The 14,964-nt window shown below is 63.4% G+C and carries 12 protein-coding genes; 7 read left to right on the top strand and 5 right to left on the bottom strand.

All coding sequences use genetic code 11. The features are described 5' to 3' along the window. Window position 1: 1 nt before the first annotated feature. On the bottom strand, window positions 2-1,639 hold the full coding sequence (locus BGP85_RS18450; RefSeq protein ID WP_103449330.1) for a 5-guanidino-2-oxopentanoate decarboxylase: 1,638 nt from the start codon (window positions 1,637-1,639) through the stop codon (window positions 2-4). A gap of 129 nt (window positions 1,640-1,768) precedes the next feature. Between BGP85_RS18450 and BGP85_RS18445 the strand changes: the two genes are divergently transcribed. Next, window positions 1,769-2,644, top strand: a complete 876-nt coding sequence (locus BGP85_RS18445) for a LysR substrate-binding domain-containing protein (protein WP_103449329.1) — start codon at window positions 1,769-1,771, stop codon at window positions 2,642-2,644. Window positions 2,645-2,655: 11 nt separating this feature from the next. Here BGP85_RS18445 and BGP85_RS18440 read toward each other — a convergent pair whose 3' ends face one another. Further along, window positions 2,656-3,270: an NAD(P)-dependent oxidoreductase gene (locus BGP85_RS18440; RefSeq protein WP_103449328.1), complete on the bottom strand. Its 615-nt coding sequence runs from the start codon at window positions 3,268-3,270 to the stop codon at window positions 2,656-2,658. Between the two features lie 28 nt (window positions 3,271-3,298). Continuing rightward, window positions 3,299-4,174: an MBL fold metallo-hydrolase gene (locus tag BGP85_RS18435; protein WP_103449327.1), complete on the bottom strand. Its 876-nt coding sequence runs from the start codon at window positions 4,172-4,174 to the stop codon at window positions 3,299-3,301. A gap of 102 nt (window positions 4,175-4,276) precedes the next feature. On the opposite strand from BGP85_RS18435, the gene BGP85_RS18430 reads away from it, so the two are divergent. Then, the gene (locus BGP85_RS18430) at window positions 4,277-5,185 is read left to right on the top strand and encodes a LysR family transcriptional regulator (protein ID WP_103449326.1); all 909 of its coding nucleotides are present in this window, start codon (window positions 4,277-4,279) and stop codon (window positions 5,183-5,185) included. Between the two features lie 44 nt (window positions 5,186-5,229). Then, a complete protein-coding gene (locus BGP85_RS28935) occupies window positions 5,230-5,403 on the top strand; it encodes a hypothetical protein (RefSeq protein ID WP_181004540.1) in 174 nt (57 codons plus the stop codon). A 19-nt stretch (window positions 5,404-5,422) separates the two neighbouring features. Here BGP85_RS28935 and BGP85_RS18425 read toward each other — a convergent pair whose 3' ends face one another. Beyond that, entirely contained in the window at window positions 5,423-6,292 is an 870-nt protein-coding gene (locus BGP85_RS18425) for an isocitrate lyase/PEP mutase family protein (protein ID WP_103449325.1), read from the bottom strand. A 354-nt stretch (window positions 6,293-6,646) separates the two neighbouring features. On the opposite strand from BGP85_RS18425, the gene BGP85_RS18420 reads away from it, so the two are divergent. Continuing rightward, window positions 6,647-8,098, top strand: a complete 1,452-nt coding sequence (locus tag BGP85_RS18420; RefSeq protein WP_103449324.1) for an MDR family MFS transporter — start codon at window positions 6,647-6,649, stop codon at window positions 8,096-8,098. A 63-nt stretch (window positions 8,099-8,161) separates the two neighbouring features. Here the strand turns inward: BGP85_RS18420 and ttgR are convergent, their stop codons facing one another. Beyond that, on the bottom strand, window positions 8,162-8,794 hold the full coding sequence (gene ttgR / locus BGP85_RS18415; protein ID WP_103449323.1) for an efflux transport transcriptional regulator TtgR: 633 nt from the start codon (window positions 8,792-8,794) through the stop codon (window positions 8,162-8,164). A 253-nt stretch (window positions 8,795-9,047) separates the two neighbouring features. Between ttgR and ttgA the strand changes: the two genes are divergently transcribed. Genes ttgA through BGP85_RS18400 form a run of 3 tightly spaced genes read left to right on the top strand, consistent with a single transcriptional unit; the run spans window position 9,048 to window position 14,809 of the window. Then, window positions 9,048-10,202, top strand: a complete 1,155-nt coding sequence (ttgA, locus tag BGP85_RS18410) for a toluene efflux RND transporter periplasmic adaptor subunit TtgA (protein WP_103449322.1) — start codon at window positions 9,048-9,050, stop codon at window positions 10,200-10,202. 3 nt (window positions 10,203-10,205) lie between these two features. Further along, entirely contained in the window at window positions 10,206-13,358 is a 3,153-nt protein-coding gene (gene ttgB / locus BGP85_RS18405) for a multidrug efflux RND transporter permease subunit TtgB (protein ID WP_103449321.1), read from the top strand. Beyond that, window positions 13,355-14,809 carry an AdeC/AdeK/OprM family multidrug efflux complex outer membrane factor gene (locus BGP85_RS18400; protein WP_103449320.1) on the top strand — a complete coding sequence of 485 codons (1,455 nt, stop codon included), beginning with the start codon at window positions 13,355-13,357 and terminating at the stop codon, window positions 14,807-14,809. Before ttgB ends, BGP85_RS18400 begins: the two co-directional genes overlap by 4 nt. Window positions 14,810-14,964 lie beyond the last annotated feature (155 nt).

Genomic DNA, 14,964 nt, shown 5'->3' with positions numbered 1-14,964 from the left:
ACTAGCCCGCTACTGCCGCCTGCCACTGGTTCTGGTCGACCTGGATCAAGGTCGGCCCCTTGCGCTCCACCGCCCGTCCCAGCGCAGCCTGCAGTTGCTCGACATCGGCAACATGCTCCGCGTCGGCGCCCAACGCCCGCGCCACGCCGATGAAGTCCGGGGTATGAATGTCCACGCCGACCGGCTCGATCGCCCGGTTGACCATGTACTTCTTGATCTCCTCGTAACCCTGGTTATTCCACAGCAGCACGATCATCGGCACCTGCGCCTCTACCGCGCTGGCCAGTTCCGGCAGGGTGAACTGCATGCCGCCATCGCCAATCAGGCAGACCGCTGGCGCACGCTCGGCCGCTTGCTCGGCGCTGCCCAACCAGGCGCCCATCGCCGCTGGCAATGCATAGCCCAAAGTACCGTAGCCGGTCGAAGCATTGAACCAGCGGCGCGGCTGATCCATGTCCAGGGTCAGGTTGCCGGTGTAAACCGGCTGGGTCGAGTCACCGACCAGAATGGCGTTGGGCAGGCTTTGCAGAATGCTGTTCAGCAGGCGTGTCTGGCTCAGCGTCGGCTGGTCCCAGCCCGTTGCCAACGCGTCGCGCAGGCGCTGCGCGCGAGCAACGCCCCAGCCCTCGGCACGCACCGGTGCGGGTAGCTGACGCAAGGCCTCGAGCAGGGATTGCGCGGCCAGCTCGGCATCCGCCACCAGCGCCAGCTCCGGCAGGTAGTTGCGCACGGTCTGGTCCGGGTCGATGTCGATGCGCAGCAGGCTGCCGGGAATCTTGAAACCGCCCTTGAAGGTCACGTCATAGTCGGTCTCGGCCAGTTCGGTGCCGATCGCCAGCACCACATCGGCCTCTTCCACCAGCTCACGGGTGACGACCAGCGATTGGGTCGAACCGATCTGCAGCGGGTGGCTGGCTGGCAGCAGGCCTTTGGCATTGATGGTCAGTGCCACCGGCGCCTGCAAGTGCTCAGCCAGCAGCGCCAGCGGTGCACCCGCAGCCAGTGCGCCACCACCGGCCAGGATCAGCGGTCGGCGAGCATTGGCCAGGCGCTCGGCCATGGCAGCTACGGCCTGGGGCGAGGCACCTGCGCGGGCACTGCGTACAGGGCGGCCAGGCAGCAGATGGTCGGCGGGCTCGACCAGCACGTCCAGCGGGATCTCGATATGCACCGGGCGCGGGCGGGCGCCATCGAACACGGCAAAGGCGCGACCCAGCACCTGCGGCAGGTCATCGGCGCTCATCAGCGTCTGCGAGAACGCCGCCACGCCCGACACCAGCGCTGCCTGGTTGGGCAGCTCGTGCAGCTTGCCGCGGCCGCCGCCCAGCTGATCGCGCGACTGCACGCTAGAAATCACCAGCATCGGGATCGAATCGGCATAGGCCTGGCCCATGGCGGTGGTGATGTTGGTCATCCCGGGGCCGGTGATGATGAAGCACACGCCTGGCTTGCCACGGGTACGCGCATAGCCGTCAGCCATGAACCCGGCGCCCTGCTCGTGGCGCGGGGTGATGTGGCGGATCGACGAGCCCGCCAGGCCACGGTAGAGCTCCACGGTATGTACGCCGGGAATGCCGAAGACATGGTCCACGCCATAGCCTTCAAGGAGTTTGACCAATACTTCGCCGCAGGTTGCCATGGGGTTTCACCTAAGATCTTGTTGGGGAGAATCTTGTTGCAATCTGCGCCCATTGGACCCAAGGCATGGCTACCGCCACAATGCAAAAAAACACATACTAGCCATGTCCTGTAATCATGGCTCAGCGCAATGAAACGGCTACCGCCCCTGCCCGCCCTGCACACCTTTCTGGTCACCGCGCAGTACTGCAATTTCACCCGTGCCGCACAGCAGCTGCACATCACCCAAGGCGCCGTCAGCAGGCAGATTGCCGGGCTCGAGGAGCACCTGGGCTACGCCTTGTTCCAGCGCCAGGCTCGCGGCCTGAGCCTGACCCGCGAGGGCCAAGACTGGCTGCCTCGGGTCCAGCAGATCTTCGGCCTTATCGAACAAGGCGTGCGCGAGGTCGGCGGGCGCAGCGCCACCTTGCAGCTCAAGGCTCCGACCTGCGTGATGCGTTGGCTGCTGCCGCGGCTGATGGAGTGGCAGGCGCTGCGACCCGACGTGCCGGTCGAGTTGACCACCACGGTGCAGCACGGGGTGGACTTTCGCCGTGAGGGGTTCGATGCCGCCGTAGTCTATGGCGCTGCGCCGAACCATGGCCTGCTGGTGCGCAAGCTGTTCGACGAGCAACTGACACCGGTGTGTGCGCCTTCGCTGTTGAACGGGGCAGTCGCTCTGCAGCAGATCCAGGATCTGGCCCGGCACATGCTGCTGCATCCCTCTCGGGATGAACATGACTGGCGGCTGTGGCTGCAGGCAGCAGGCGTGGTGCTGGAAGCACAGGGGCCGAAGCAGCATTTCGAAACGTTGGACATGGCGATGGCCATGGCATCGCAGGGAACCGGGGTGGCGATTGGCGACTGGGCGCTGATCGGTGATGACTTGCGCGGGGGGCGGCTGTGCATGCCGTTTACGCTGAAGGTACAGACCGGTAAAGGTTATTACCTGGTGAGCCAGGCGAAGAGCCTTCCGCCAGGCCTGGGCGAGCTCATGGACTGGCTGGAAAGCCAGGCCAGTCCATGAGCGCAGACGCCTCAGTAACCGACAGTGAAGCGCTGGCGCGAGTGCGCCGGTTTCTCCAGCTCATCGAGCATGGCAATGGCAAAGTCGGCAAAGGTGATCGTGCTTTTGCCATCTGCACCGATCAGAAGATGGTCCTTGCCCAGTTTGTAGTGCCCGCTGCGCTCGCCTTCGACGAACTCCGCCGATGGCGAGAGGAAGGTCCAGTCCAGTGTCGGCTCCTGGCGCAGCACATCGAGAAAACGCACCCCGGCACTGGCCTCGGCCTTGTAGGCCTCCGGGAAGTCCGGGCTGTCGATCACCCGGTGCCCGGAAGGCAGCAGCAGGCTGCCTGCACCGCCCACCACCAGCAGGCGCTTGACCCCGGCGCGCTTGACCGGCTCGATGATTGCGTGGGGCTCGAGGGTCGAGAAATGCGCTGCACTGAGCACCGCGTCGACACCTGCGACCGCCTGCTGCAGGGCTGCACTGTCCTTGGCATCCAATGCCTGGGTGGTTACACCGTCGCGCCCCTGCAACTGCGATGGGTCACGGGCGATGGCCACCACGCTGTGGCCGCGACGCAGGGCTTCTTCCAGCAATTGGCTGCCGGCACGGCCGGTGGCCCCAATGATTGCGATCTTGCTCATCGAAAATGCTCCTGTCAGTTGAACGGAATTACCACTTCATTTCGCCCTTGGCGACCTTCGCGCCGAGCTCCAGCGAACTCTCATCAGCAAGCGCGGGGTAGCGCTGTTTCATCGCCTCAATCAACGCGCCGCTATCCTTCGCCCTCGCCGTTTCGGCATCGAACGCACGGATGTAACCCGCCGTGAAGCGCACGGCGTCGAGTGAGTGGTCGCTCTGGCCCAGGTAATGGCCAGGCACCACCGTACGCGGGGCCAAGGCCTCGATCTTCGCCAGGGTGGCAAGCCAGTCGGCGTGGGACTTGGCCGTCTGGGTGTCGGCCATCCACACGTGGATGTTCTGCGCAACCACGACACCACCGACCACTGCCCTGATCGACGGAATCCAGACGAAACTGCGATCCGGTTGCGGGCCATCCAGGCCGACAACCTCCAGCGACTGCCCTTCCAGCATCAGGCTGTGGCCGTGCAACACCTTCGGTAGCACCAGCCGTGCCGGTTTGTCCGTGCCCATCTGTGGTCCCCAGTACGCCAGCTTGGCGTCCATGGTCTGGCGGATATGGGCCAGCGTGGCTGCCGAGGCGAATACCTTGGCGTCGGGGAAGGCCTGGGTCACGGTGTCCAGGCCGAAGTAGTAATCCGGGTCGCCGTGGCTGATGTAGATGGTGGTCAGGCGCTTGCCGCTGGCCTGCAGGCGCTGCACCAGTTGCTCGGCCTGGGCCTTGCCGAACTGCGCATCGACCAGGATGGCCTCTTTCTCGCCACTGACGATCACCGAGCTGACCGGGAAAATGGCCTGATGCCCTGGGTTGTATACCTCGAGCTGCAACGGCTCGGCGGCCAGTGCCGGGCCGGCCAGGGTGATGCAGGCCAGCAGCAGGCTACGCAAGGGAGTGAAGAGCGACATGGTGATTCCTGCGAGATGAACGATGGGCAACAGCTTAGTTGCCTGATCCATGACAAAAAATGCGATGCTCAGACATAGTTTGTTTCTGAAATCGGGCAAATCATGGACCGTCTCAACGCCATGCGCGTTTTCGTCACCGTCGTCGACCTGGGCAGCCAGTCGGCAGCGGCAGACCACCTGCAGCTGTCGCGCCCCGTGGTGTCGCGCTACCTCGCCGAGCTGGAGGAGTGGGTCGGCGCACGGCTGATGCAGCGCACCACGCGCAAGCTCAGCCTGACTGCCGCCGGCCAGGAAATCCTGCCCCGCTGCCGGCAGTTGCTGGACCTGGCCGGCGACCTGCAGGCCGCCGTGCAACAACCGCAAGATGCGCCTAAAGGTGCCCTGCGCATCAGCGTCAGTACGTCGTTTGGCCAGGCGCAGCTGGCCGATGCGGTCGCCGAGTATGTGCGGCGCTACCCAGGCGTGAAGGTTGAACTGCAGATGCTCGATCGCACGGTCAACCTGGTGGACGAGCGTATCGACCTGGCAATCCGCACCAGCAACGATCTGGACCCGAACCTGATTGCCAGGCGCTTGACCGTGTGCCGCTCGGTGATCTGTGCAACGCCCGCCTACCTGCGCGAGCACGGCACGCCGCAGCGGGTCGAGGAACTGAGCCTGCACAACTGCCTGACCCATGCCTATTTCGGCCACAGCCTGTGGTATTTCGAGGTGGGCGGCCAACAGATCGCCGTGCCGGTGCAAGGCAACATCAGCGCCAACGAGGTCATGACACTGCAGAACGCAACACTGGCAGGTGCCGGCATCGCCATGCTGCCAACCTACCAGGCGGCTACGGCCCTGCGCAGCGGCGCCCTGGTGCGGCTGCTGCCGGAAGCGCGGCCACGGGAGCTGAACCTGAACGCGGTCTACACCTCGCGCAAGCATATGCCGGCGACCTTGCGCAGCATGCTGGATTTTCTGGTGCAGCGGTTCAAGGACGAACCGGAGTGGGACCGGGATTTGTATTGACTATGCTTAGAGTGTCACCTGTGCAGTAACAGGAGGTGAGCACCATGGGCATCAAGTCCAGAAGAGTCGCCCTGGTCATGGCCCTGACCGCGGTCGCGGCGCTGTATGGCTCGGCCTGCTGGCGCGCCGAACTGCTACGCAACCAGCCCAGTGCGGCCAACCGTTGCGAGCAGGAACACTGCGTGCCCCACACCGCAACCTTGAGTGCCGTCCGTTAGTTGATTGGCGCCACGCCAATCACTCCTCGACGCTCATGTACTCCTTGGCCCAGCGAATGTAATCCTCGGGCTGGGTGTAGGTGTGCGAGAGCTCGGTGGCGCTGAGGTTCTCGGACTTGTTCTGCTGGCCGCGCTGCAGGCGCAGGCAGTCATAGGTGGCCTTGATCGCGGCGAAGTAGGCGGCATGGCCATCGACCACGATACGCACGCCCAGGCGAGCGAGGCGCTCGTCGTCACGCAGGTTGGGGTTGGCGTAGGTCACCAGCATCAGCGGCACGGTCAGGTGCTCGGCAATCTTTTCCAGCTGCTCGAAATCCTTCACCCCGACCATGCAGATACCGTCGGCACCGGCCTTCTGGTAGCTCTGGGTGCGGACGATGATTTCTTCGGTGGTGAGCACGCCGGCATTGGTCCGGGCGATGATCGACAGCGACGAGTCGACACGCGCTTCCAGGGCCGCACGGATCTTGCCCACGCCCTCCTCGACCGAAATCAGGTCAGTGGACTTGCGCCCGAATTGGGCAGGCAACAGGGTGTCTTCGATGGTCAGCGCAGCGACACCGGCGCGCTCCAGTTCGATGACAGTGCGCATGACGTTGAGCGCATTGCCATAACCGTGGTCCGCATCGGCGAGCACCGGCAGTTGCGCCACGCGGCCAATGCGGGTGGCCTGCTCGACGAATTCGCTCAAGGTGATCAGGGCGAAGTCCGGTGCGGCCAGCACCTGCAACGAAGCCACCGAACCGCCGAGGATGCCGACTTCAAATCCCAGGTCGGCAGCGATGCGTGCCGACATCGGATCGAACACGGAGGCGGTGTGATAGCAGGAGCCTGAAGCGAGCAGCTCGCGGAAGGCAAAACGCAGATCTTGATGGGAAGCCTTGGGCATGATCACTCCGCTTATATATGTAGAAATTGAACGGTTGCTACCGACCCCTGAATCGGGTCTACCTGACCTGTTCCAACCGTCGCCATCTGGGCGGTCATGCTCGACATGCAGGCAGAGGAATAAAAGGTGTGGGAGACAGCGGCGTACAAACCCTGCGGCATAATGTTGCACCAGGCTGGTGCAGGCCGCGGCTTACAGCCCCTGTGGCATACCAACGATATCACGCGGCCATGCAGCTCCGGATGAATGCGCCAATGCCGATCTTGCATAGGCGATGCAGATAGTACATAGGAAGCTACCTAACTCGGGTTACACTCCCGCTATTCGCGTCGCCCTTCCAGACAAGGTACCTCCGTGACTGCCGCCCTGCCCCCGACCGTGCTGCGCAACGTGTTGACCGCCCTGATGCTGGCGATCTTCCTCGGTGCCCTCGACCAGACCATCGTCGCCGTCTCCCTGCCGGCCATCTCGGCCCAGTTCAACGATGTCGGCCTGCTGGCCTGGGTGATATCCGGCTACATGGTGGCGATGACCGTGGCCGTGCCGATCTACGGCAAGCTCGGCGACCTGTATGGCCGGCGACGCATGATCCTCACCGGTATCAGCCTGTTCACCCTGGCCTCGATCGCCTGCGCCCTGGCCCAGGACATGCAGCAACTGGTCATGGCGCGCGTACTGCAAGGCATTGGTGCCGGCGGCATGGTGTCGGTGAGCCAGGCGATCATCGGCGATTTCGTGCCACCGCGTGAACGCGGCCGTTACCAGGGCTACTTCAGCAGCATGTACGCCGTGGCGAGCGTGGCCGGGCCAGTGCTCGGCGGCTGGCTGACCGAGTACCTGTCCTGGCGCTGGGTGTTCTGGATCAACCTGCCGCTGGGCCTGGTCGCGCTGTGGGCGATCCGTCGCGCCCTGGCCGGCATGCCGGTGCAGCACCGTCAGGCCCGGGTCGATTACCTCGGCGCGGTGCTGATGATCCTCGGCCTGGGCAGTCTGCTGCTGGGCATCACGCTGGTCGGCCAAGGCCAGCCGTGGAGCGCACCCGCGGTGCTGACCCTGTTCGCCTGCGCCTTGCTTGGCCTGAGCCTGTTCATTGGCCATGAGCGGCGCTGCCAGGAACCACTGCTGCCCATGGGCCTGTTCGGCAACCGGGTGGCCGTGCTGTGCTGGGGTGTGATCTTCTTCGCCAGCTTCCAGTCGATTTCGCTGACCATGCTGATACCGCTGCGCTACCAGGGCATTACTGGTGCTGGTGCCGACAGCGCCGCGCTGCACCTGCTGCCGCTGGTCATGGGCCTGCCCTTGGGCGCCTACACCGGTGGCCGCATGACCAGCCGCACCGGGCGCTTCAAACCACAGATTCTGGCGGGCGCCGTACTGATGCCCGTGGCGATCTTCGCCATGGCCATCACCCCACCGCAGTCTGGCCTGCTCAGTGCCGTGTTCATGCTGCTGACCGGCATCGCCTGTGGCCTGCAGTTCCCGACCTCGCTGGTGGGCACGCAGAGCGCGGTAGAAAGCAAGGATATTGGTGTGGCCACCAGTACTACCAACCTGTTCCGCTCACTCGGCGGGGCCATGGGTGTGGCGTGCATGTCCAGCCTGTTGCTGGCGCTGCTGCAACAAGGTGGTTTCGAATTGCTGGGCAACCCGCTGCTGGGGAGCCTGAAGGCAGGTGAGGCGGATCCACACACGCAGATGAAATTGCTGGAAACGTTCCGCCAGTTGTTGCTGGACAGCGCGGGCACTGCCTTACTGGGACTGCTGGCGGCCTTGGCGCTGCCGGACCGGCAATTGCGCGGCCGTTAAGGCCTGCATTAATACTCACTTAATACATGAGGGAAACACTCCCTCACAATCCTTAACAAAGTGTCATTTGCGTAGCGCGGGGCTCAAGCGCAGCATATCCAGCCCTGTGTCGACCCATTTTTCCGCGTCGCGCAGTAGATCGAAGCTGTCCGGTAGCAGCAACCAGCGCCCGATCAGGCCATCGATATAGGCGAACAAGGCGACGGAAGCGCGCCCGACATCCAGCTCCGCCGGCAACTGACCACGGCGAACGGCATTGGCAAGTGCCAGGTCAATGCCCACATGGCAGTCCAGCACCGCACCTTGGCGCTGCTGGCGAATTTCACACATGTCATCGGTGAACTCGCACTTGTGATGCAGGATTTCATTGATACGCCGGGTACGGGCGTCCAGCACCAGCTCGTTGAGCACCTGCAGCAACAGCTTGCGCATGCAGCCGAGCGGGTCCAGTTCGTCTTCGCTTTCACTGGCCCGCGCCAGGTGGTCATGGGTTTCATGCAGGCTGTCGAGCAGCGCCTGCACCAGCTCCGCCTTGTTGTTGAAGTGCCAGTAGATCGCCCCCCGGGTCACGCCCGCCAGCTCGGCGATGTCGGCCAGTGTGGTTCGCGCAACCCCGCGCTTATAGAAGGCCTTTTCCGCTGCCTCAATGATCTGGGCACGGGTCTCCTGGGCTTCTTCTTTGGTTCGACGGACCATGGCAGTGCAACCTCATCTGGACCCGCTGCGCTGTGCAGGCGGGAAAACCGCCGGGTTCACCTCTGCAGGGTGCCTCCCGGATGGGCTAATCAAGGGCTGCGGTAGTCACCAAGTACTACCCAGCGGTATTTACAAACAACCGTGAATGTAAGTATATTCGTTAGTAAGCTACTTATCCACCGGATAGTTTTTTCTGACAAGACTCTTCCATTACTCTTGAGCATCTCCCTGCTCTTGCGACCCGAGGATCCTCATGCAATTCAAGCCAGCCGTTACCGCTCTGGTTTCCGCCGTCGCCCTGGCAACCCTGCTAAGTGGCTGTAAGAAAGAAGAAGCCGCGCCCGCAGCGCAGGCTCCTCTGGTCGGCGTCGTCACCTTGCAACCGCAGTCCTTCACCCTGACTTCGGAATTGCCGGGGCGCACCAGCGCCTTCCGCGTCGCCGAAGTGCGCCCGCAGGTCAATGGCATCATCCTCAAGCGCCTGTTCAAGGAAGGCAGCGAGGTCAAGGAAGGCCAGCAGCTGTATCAGATCGACCCTGCCGTGTACGAGGCCACCTTGGCCAACGCCCAGGCGAACCTGCAATCCACCAAGTCGCTGGCCGAGCGCTACAAGCAGCTGGTCAACGAGCAGGCGGTATCGAAACAGGAATACGACGATGCCAGTGCCAAACGATTGCAAGCCGAAGCTTCGCTGAAAAGCGCGCAGATCGACCTGCGTTACACCAAGGTGCTGGCGCCGATCAGCGGCCGCATCGGGCGCTCTTCGGTCACCGAAGGTGCGCTGGTGAGCAACGGCCAGAGCAACGCCATGGCCACCATCCAGCAGCTCGACCCGATCTACGTCGACGTCACCCAGTCCACCGCCGAGCTGCTCAAGCTGCGCCGTGACCTGGAAAGCGGCCAGCTGCAGAAGGCCGGCGAAAACGCCGCCTCGGTGCAGCTGGTGCTGGAAGACGGCAGCCTGTTCAAACAGGAAGGCCGCCTGGAGTTCTCCGAAGTCGCGGTCGACGAGACCACCGGCTCGGTGACCCTGCGTGCGCTCTTCCCCAACCCTGATCACACCCTGCTGCCTGGCATGTTCGTGCATGCGCGGCTCAAGGCCGGGGTCAACGCCAACGCCATCCTGGCCCCGCAACAGGGCGTGACCCGCGACCTCAAGGGCGCGCCGACCGCACTGGTGGTCAACCAGGAGAACAAGGTCGAACTGCGCCAGCTCAAGGCCAGCCGTACCCTGGGCAGCGACTGGCTGATCGAGGACGGCTTGAACCCGGGCGACCGCCTGATCACCGAAGGCCTGCAGTACGTACGCCCTGGCGTCGAGGTCAAGGTCAGCGATGCCACCAACGTCAAGAAGCCCGGCAGCCCTGATCAGGCCAACGCGGCCAAAGCAGACGCCAAAGCGGAGTAAACCATGTCGAAGTTCTTTATCGATCGCCCGATCTTCGCCTGGGTGATCGCCTTGGTGATCATGCTGGTCGGCGCCTTGTCGATCCTGAAACTGCCGATCAACCAGTACCCGAGCATCGCGCCGCCGGCCATCGCCATCGCCGTGACCTACCCGGGCGCCTCGGCGCAGACCGTGCAGGACACCGTGGTGCAGGTCATCGAGCAGCAGCTCAACGGTATCGACAACCTGCGTTATGTGTCGTCGGAAAGTAACTCCGACGGCAGCATGACCATTACCGCCACCTTCGAGCAGGGTACCAACCCTGACACCGCCCAGGTCCAGGTGCAGAACAAGCTGAACCTGGCCACCCCACTGCTGCCGCAAGAAGTGCAGCAGCAAGGTATCCGTGTCACCAAGGCAGTGAAGAACTTCCTGCTGGTGATCGGCCTGGTGTCTGAAGACGGCAGCATGACCAAGGACGACTTGGCCAACTATATCGTCTCCAACATGCAGGACCCGATTTCGCGGACTGCCGGTGTAGGTGACTTCCAGGTGTTCGGTGCGCAGTACGCCATGCGTATCTGGCTCGATCCGGCCAAGCTGAACAAGTTCCAGCTGACCCCGGTCGACGTCAAGACCGCGGTTGCCGCGCAGAACGTGCAGGTGTCTTCCGGCCAGCTCGGCGGCCTGCCCGCCATGCCGGGTACCCAGCTGAACGCCACCATCATCGGCAAGACCCGCCTGCAGACCGCCGAGCAGTTCGAGAAGATCCTGCTCAAGGTCAACACCGACGGTTCGCAGGTGCGTCTGGGCGATGTTGCCCAGGTCGGCCTGGGCGGCGAAAACTACGCGGTCAGCGCGCAGTTCAACGGCAAGCCGGCTTCCGGCCTGGCCGTAAAACTGGCCACCGGCGCCAACGCCCTGGACACCGCCAAGGCCCTGCGCAAGACCATTTCCGACCTGGAACCGTTCTTCCCGCCTGGGGTGAAAGCGGTATTCCCGTATGACACCACCCCGGTGGTCACCGAATCGATCAGCGGCGTGATCCACACCCTGATCGAAGCCGTGGTCCTGGTGTTCCTGGTGATGTACCTGTTCCTGCAGAACTTCCGCGCCACCATCATCACTACCATGACCGTCCCGGTGGTGTTGCTGGGTACCTTCGGCATCCTTGCCGCTGCGGGCTTCAGCATCAACACCCTGACCATGTTCGCCATGGTCCTGGCCATCGGCTTGCTGGTGGACGACGCCATCGTCGTGGTGGAGAACGTCGAGCGGGTGATGTCCGAAGAGGGCCTACCACCCAAGGAGGCGACCAAGCGCTCCATGGGCCAGATCCAGGGCGCCCTGGTGGGTATCGCCCTGGTGCTGTCGGCGGTACTGCTGCCCATGGCGTTCTTCGGCGGCTCCACTGGTGTGATCTACCGGCAGTTCTCCATCACCATCGTTTCGGCCATGGGCCTGTCGGTGCTGGTGGCGCTGATCTTCACCCCGGCACTCTGCGCAACCATGCTCAAGCCGCTGAAAAAAGGCGAGCACCACACCGCCAAAGGTGGCTTCTTCGGCTGGTTCAACCGCAACTTCGACCGCAGCGTAAACGGTTACGAGCGTAGCGTTGGCGCGATCCTGCGCAACAAGGTGCCGTTCCTGCTGGCCTATGCGCTGATCGTGGTTGGCATGATCTGGCTGTTCGCCCGCATCCCTACCGCGTTCCTGCCTGAAGAAGACCAGGGCGTATTGTTCGCCCAGGTGCAAACCCCGGCCGGCTCCAGTGCCGAGCGTACCCAGGTAGTGGTCGACCAGATGCGTGAGTATCTGCTCAAGGAAGAATCTGACACCGTAGCGTCGGTGTTCACCGTCAACGGCTTCAACTTCGCCGGCCGTGGCCAGAGCTCCGGTATGGCGTTCATCATGCTCAAGCCATGGGACGAGCGTTCGGCCGAGAACAGCGTGTTCAACCTCGCCCAGCGCGCACAGCAACACTTCTTCACCTTCCGCGATGCGATGGTGTTCGCCTTCGCCCCGCCTGCGGTACTGGAGCTGGGTAACGCCACCGGCTTCGACGTGTTCCTGCAGGACCGCGGCGGTGTCGGCCATGCCAAGCTGATGGAAGCGCGCAACCAGTTCCTGGCCAAGGCCGCGCAAAGCAAGATCCTCAGCGCCGTGCGCCCGAACGGCCTGAACGATGAACCGCAGTACCAGCTGACCATCGATGACGAACGTGCCAGCGCCCTGGGCGTGACCATTGCCGACATCAACAACACCCTGTCGATTGCCTTGGGTGCCAGCTATGTCAACGACTTCATCGACCGTGGCCGGGTCAAGAAGGTGTACATCCAGGGTGAACCCAACTCGCGGATGAGCCCGGAAGACCTGCAGAAGTGGTACGTGCGCAACGGCGCCGGCGAGATGGTACCGTTCTCCTCCTTCGCCAAGGGCGAATGGACCTACGGTTCGCCGAAGCTGTCGCGTTACAACGGCGTCGAAGCGATGGAAATCCTCGGTGCCCCGGCGCCTGGCTACAGTACCGGCGAAGCCATGGCCGAAGTCGAGCGCATTGCTGGTGAATTGCCAGCCGGTGTCGGCTTCTCCTGGACTGGCATGTCCTACGAGGAAAAACTCTCCGGCTCGCAGATGCCGGCACTGTTCGCCCTCTCGGTCCTGTTCGTGTTCCTCTGCCTGGCAGCACTGTACGAAAGCTGGTCGATCCCGATCGCCGTCGTACTGGTAGTACCGCTGGGTATTATCGGTGCACTGATCGCCACCAGCCTGCGCGGGCTGTCCAACGACGTGTACTTCCTGGTCGGTCTGTTGACCACCATCGGTCTGGCGGCGAAGAACGCGATCCTGATCGTCGAATTCGCCAAGGAACTGCACGAGCAAGGCCGCAGCCTGTACGACGCGGCCATCGAAGCCTGCCGCATGCGTCTGCGCCCGATCATCATGACCTCGCTGGCGTTCATCCTCGGCGTGGTACCGTTGACCATCGCCAGCGGCGCTGGCGCCGGCAGCCAGCATGCCATCGGCACCGGCGTGATCGGCGGCATGATCAGTGCGACCGTGCTGGCAATCTTCTGGGTACCGCTATTCTTCGTCGCAGTGTCGTCGCTGTTCGGCAGCAAAGAGCCGGAAAAGGACGTCACCCCTGAAACTCCACGTTATGAGGCTGGGCAATGACCAAGTCTTTGTTGTCCCTGGCGGTAACCGCTTTCATTCTCGGCGGTTGCTCGCTGATCCCTGACTATCAGACCCCGGAATCGCCGGTGGCTGCGCAGTGGCCGCAAGGCCCTGCGTACTCGCCGACCCAGTCGGCCGACGTGGCCGCCGCCGAACAGGGCTGGCGCCAGTTCTTCCATGACCCGGCACTGCAGCAGCTGATCCAGACCTCGCTGGTGAACAACCGTGACCTGCGTGTGGCAGCGTTGAATATCGACGCCTACCGCGCCCAGTACCGTATCCAGCGTGCCGACCTGTTCCCGGCGGTCTCGGCCACTGGCAGCGGCAGCCGCCAGCGCGTGCCGGCGAACATGTCGACCACCGGTGAGTCCAGCATCAACAGCCAGTACTCGGCCACCCTGGGCGTCAGCGCCTATGAGCTGGACCTGTTCGGCCGCGTCCGCAGCCTGACCGAGCAGGCCCTGGAAACCTACCTGTCCAGTGAGCAGGCGCGCCGTTCCACGCAGATCGCCCTGGTGGCCAGCGTGGCCAACGCCTACTACACCTGGCAAGCCGACCAGGCGCTGTTCAAGCTGACCGAAGAGACGCTCAAGACCTACGAGGAAAGCTACAACCTGACCCGTCGCAGCAACGAAGTCGGTGTGGCTTCGGCGCTGGACGTCAGCCAGTCGCGCACCGCCGTGGAAGGCGCTCGGGTCAAGTACTCGCAGTACCAGCGCCTGGTCGCCCAGGACGTCAACAGCCTGACCGTGCTGCTGGGTACCGGCATTCCGGCCGACCTGGCCAAGCCGCTGGAGCTCAATGCCGACCAGCTGGCCGAAGTGCCGGCCGGCCTGCCGTCCGACATCCTCCAGCGTCGCCCGGACATCCAGGAAGCCGAACACCTGCTCAAGGCCGCCAATGCCAACATCGGTGCAGCCCGTGCAGCGTTCTTCCCAAGCATCAGCCTGACCGCCAACGCCGGCAGCCTGAGCCCCGACATGGGCCACCTGTTCGCGGGCGGCCAGGGCACCTGGCTGTTCCAGCCGCAGATCAACCTGCCGATCTTCAACGCTGGCAGCCTGAAGGCCAGCCTGGACTATTCGAAGATCCAGAAGGACATCAACGTCGCCAAGTACGAAAAGACCATCCAGACCGCCTTCCAGGAAGTCTCCGATGGCCTGGCAGCGCGCAAGACCTTCGAAGAGCAGCTGCAGGCTCAACGCGACCTGGTGCAGGCGAACCAGGACTACTACCGCTTGGCCGAACGCCGCTACCGCATCGGGATCGACAGCAACCTGACCTTCCTCGATGCACAGCGCAACCTGTACTCGTCGCAACAGTCGCTGATCACCGACCGCCTCTCGCAGCTGACCAGCGAGGTCAACCTGTACAAGGCGCTTGGCGGTGGCTGGTACGAGCAGTCTGGCCAGGCCAACCAGCAAGCTTCGGTGGACGCACCGAAAGGCTGATCGACCGGCAACAGCCTCAAGCCCAGCCTCGCGCTGGGCTTTTTTTTGTTGGGCAAAATTAACCAGGTGGAACATAGCGTTCGATTATCGCCCAATACCGTTTGCGGCGAATTGCCTCACCCCCGCCCAGCCCCGCACCATCCCCACGCAACGCT

Source organism: Pseudomonas putida (assembly GCF_002906855.1).
GTDB classification, from domain to species: domain Bacteria; phylum Pseudomonadota; class Gammaproteobacteria; order Pseudomonadales; family Pseudomonadaceae; genus Aquipseudomonas; species Aquipseudomonas putida_N.
This window is presented reverse-complemented; position numbering and strand designations above follow the sequence as displayed.

Bases quoted from the DNA above. Each gene is read 5' to 3' on its own strand.
- BGP85_RS18450 (WP_103449330.1), bottom strand. From the start codon at position 1,639: ATGGCAACCTGCGGCGAAGTATTGGTCAAACTCCTTGAAGGCTATGGC.
- BGP85_RS18445 (WP_103449329.1), top strand. From the start codon at position 1,769: ATGAAACGGCTACCGCCCCTGCCCGCCCTGCACACCTTTCTGGTCACC.
- BGP85_RS18440 (WP_103449328.1), bottom strand. From the start codon at position 3,270: ATGAGCAAGATCGCAATCATTGGGGCCACCGGCCGTGCCGGCAGCCAA.
- BGP85_RS18435 (WP_103449327.1), bottom strand. From the start codon at position 4,174: ATGTCGCTCTTCACTCCCTTGCGTAGCCTGCTGCTGGCCTGCATCACC.
- BGP85_RS18430 (WP_103449326.1), top strand. From the start codon at position 4,277: ATGGACCGTCTCAACGCCATGCGCGTTTTCGTCACCGTCGTCGACCTG.
- BGP85_RS28935 (WP_181004540.1), top strand. From the start codon at position 5,230: ATGGGCATCAAGTCCAGAAGAGTCGCCCTGGTCATGGCCCTGACCGCG.
- BGP85_RS18425 (WP_103449325.1), bottom strand. From the start codon at position 6,292: ATGCCCAAGGCTTCCCATCAAGATCTGCGTTTTGCCTTCCGCGAGCTG.
- ttgR (WP_103449323.1), bottom strand. From the start codon at position 8,794: ATGGTCCGTCGAACCAAAGAAGAAGCCCAGGAGACCCGTGCCCAGATC.
- ttgA (WP_103449322.1), top strand. From the start codon at position 9,048: ATGCAATTCAAGCCAGCCGTTACCGCTCTGGTTTCCGCCGTCGCCCTG.
- ttgB (WP_103449321.1), top strand. From the start codon at position 10,206: ATGTCGAAGTTCTTTATCGATCGCCCGATCTTCGCCTGGGTGATCGCC.
- BGP85_RS18400 (WP_103449320.1), top strand. From the start codon at position 13,355: ATGACCAAGTCTTTGTTGTCCCTGGCGGTAACCGCTTTCATTCTCGGC.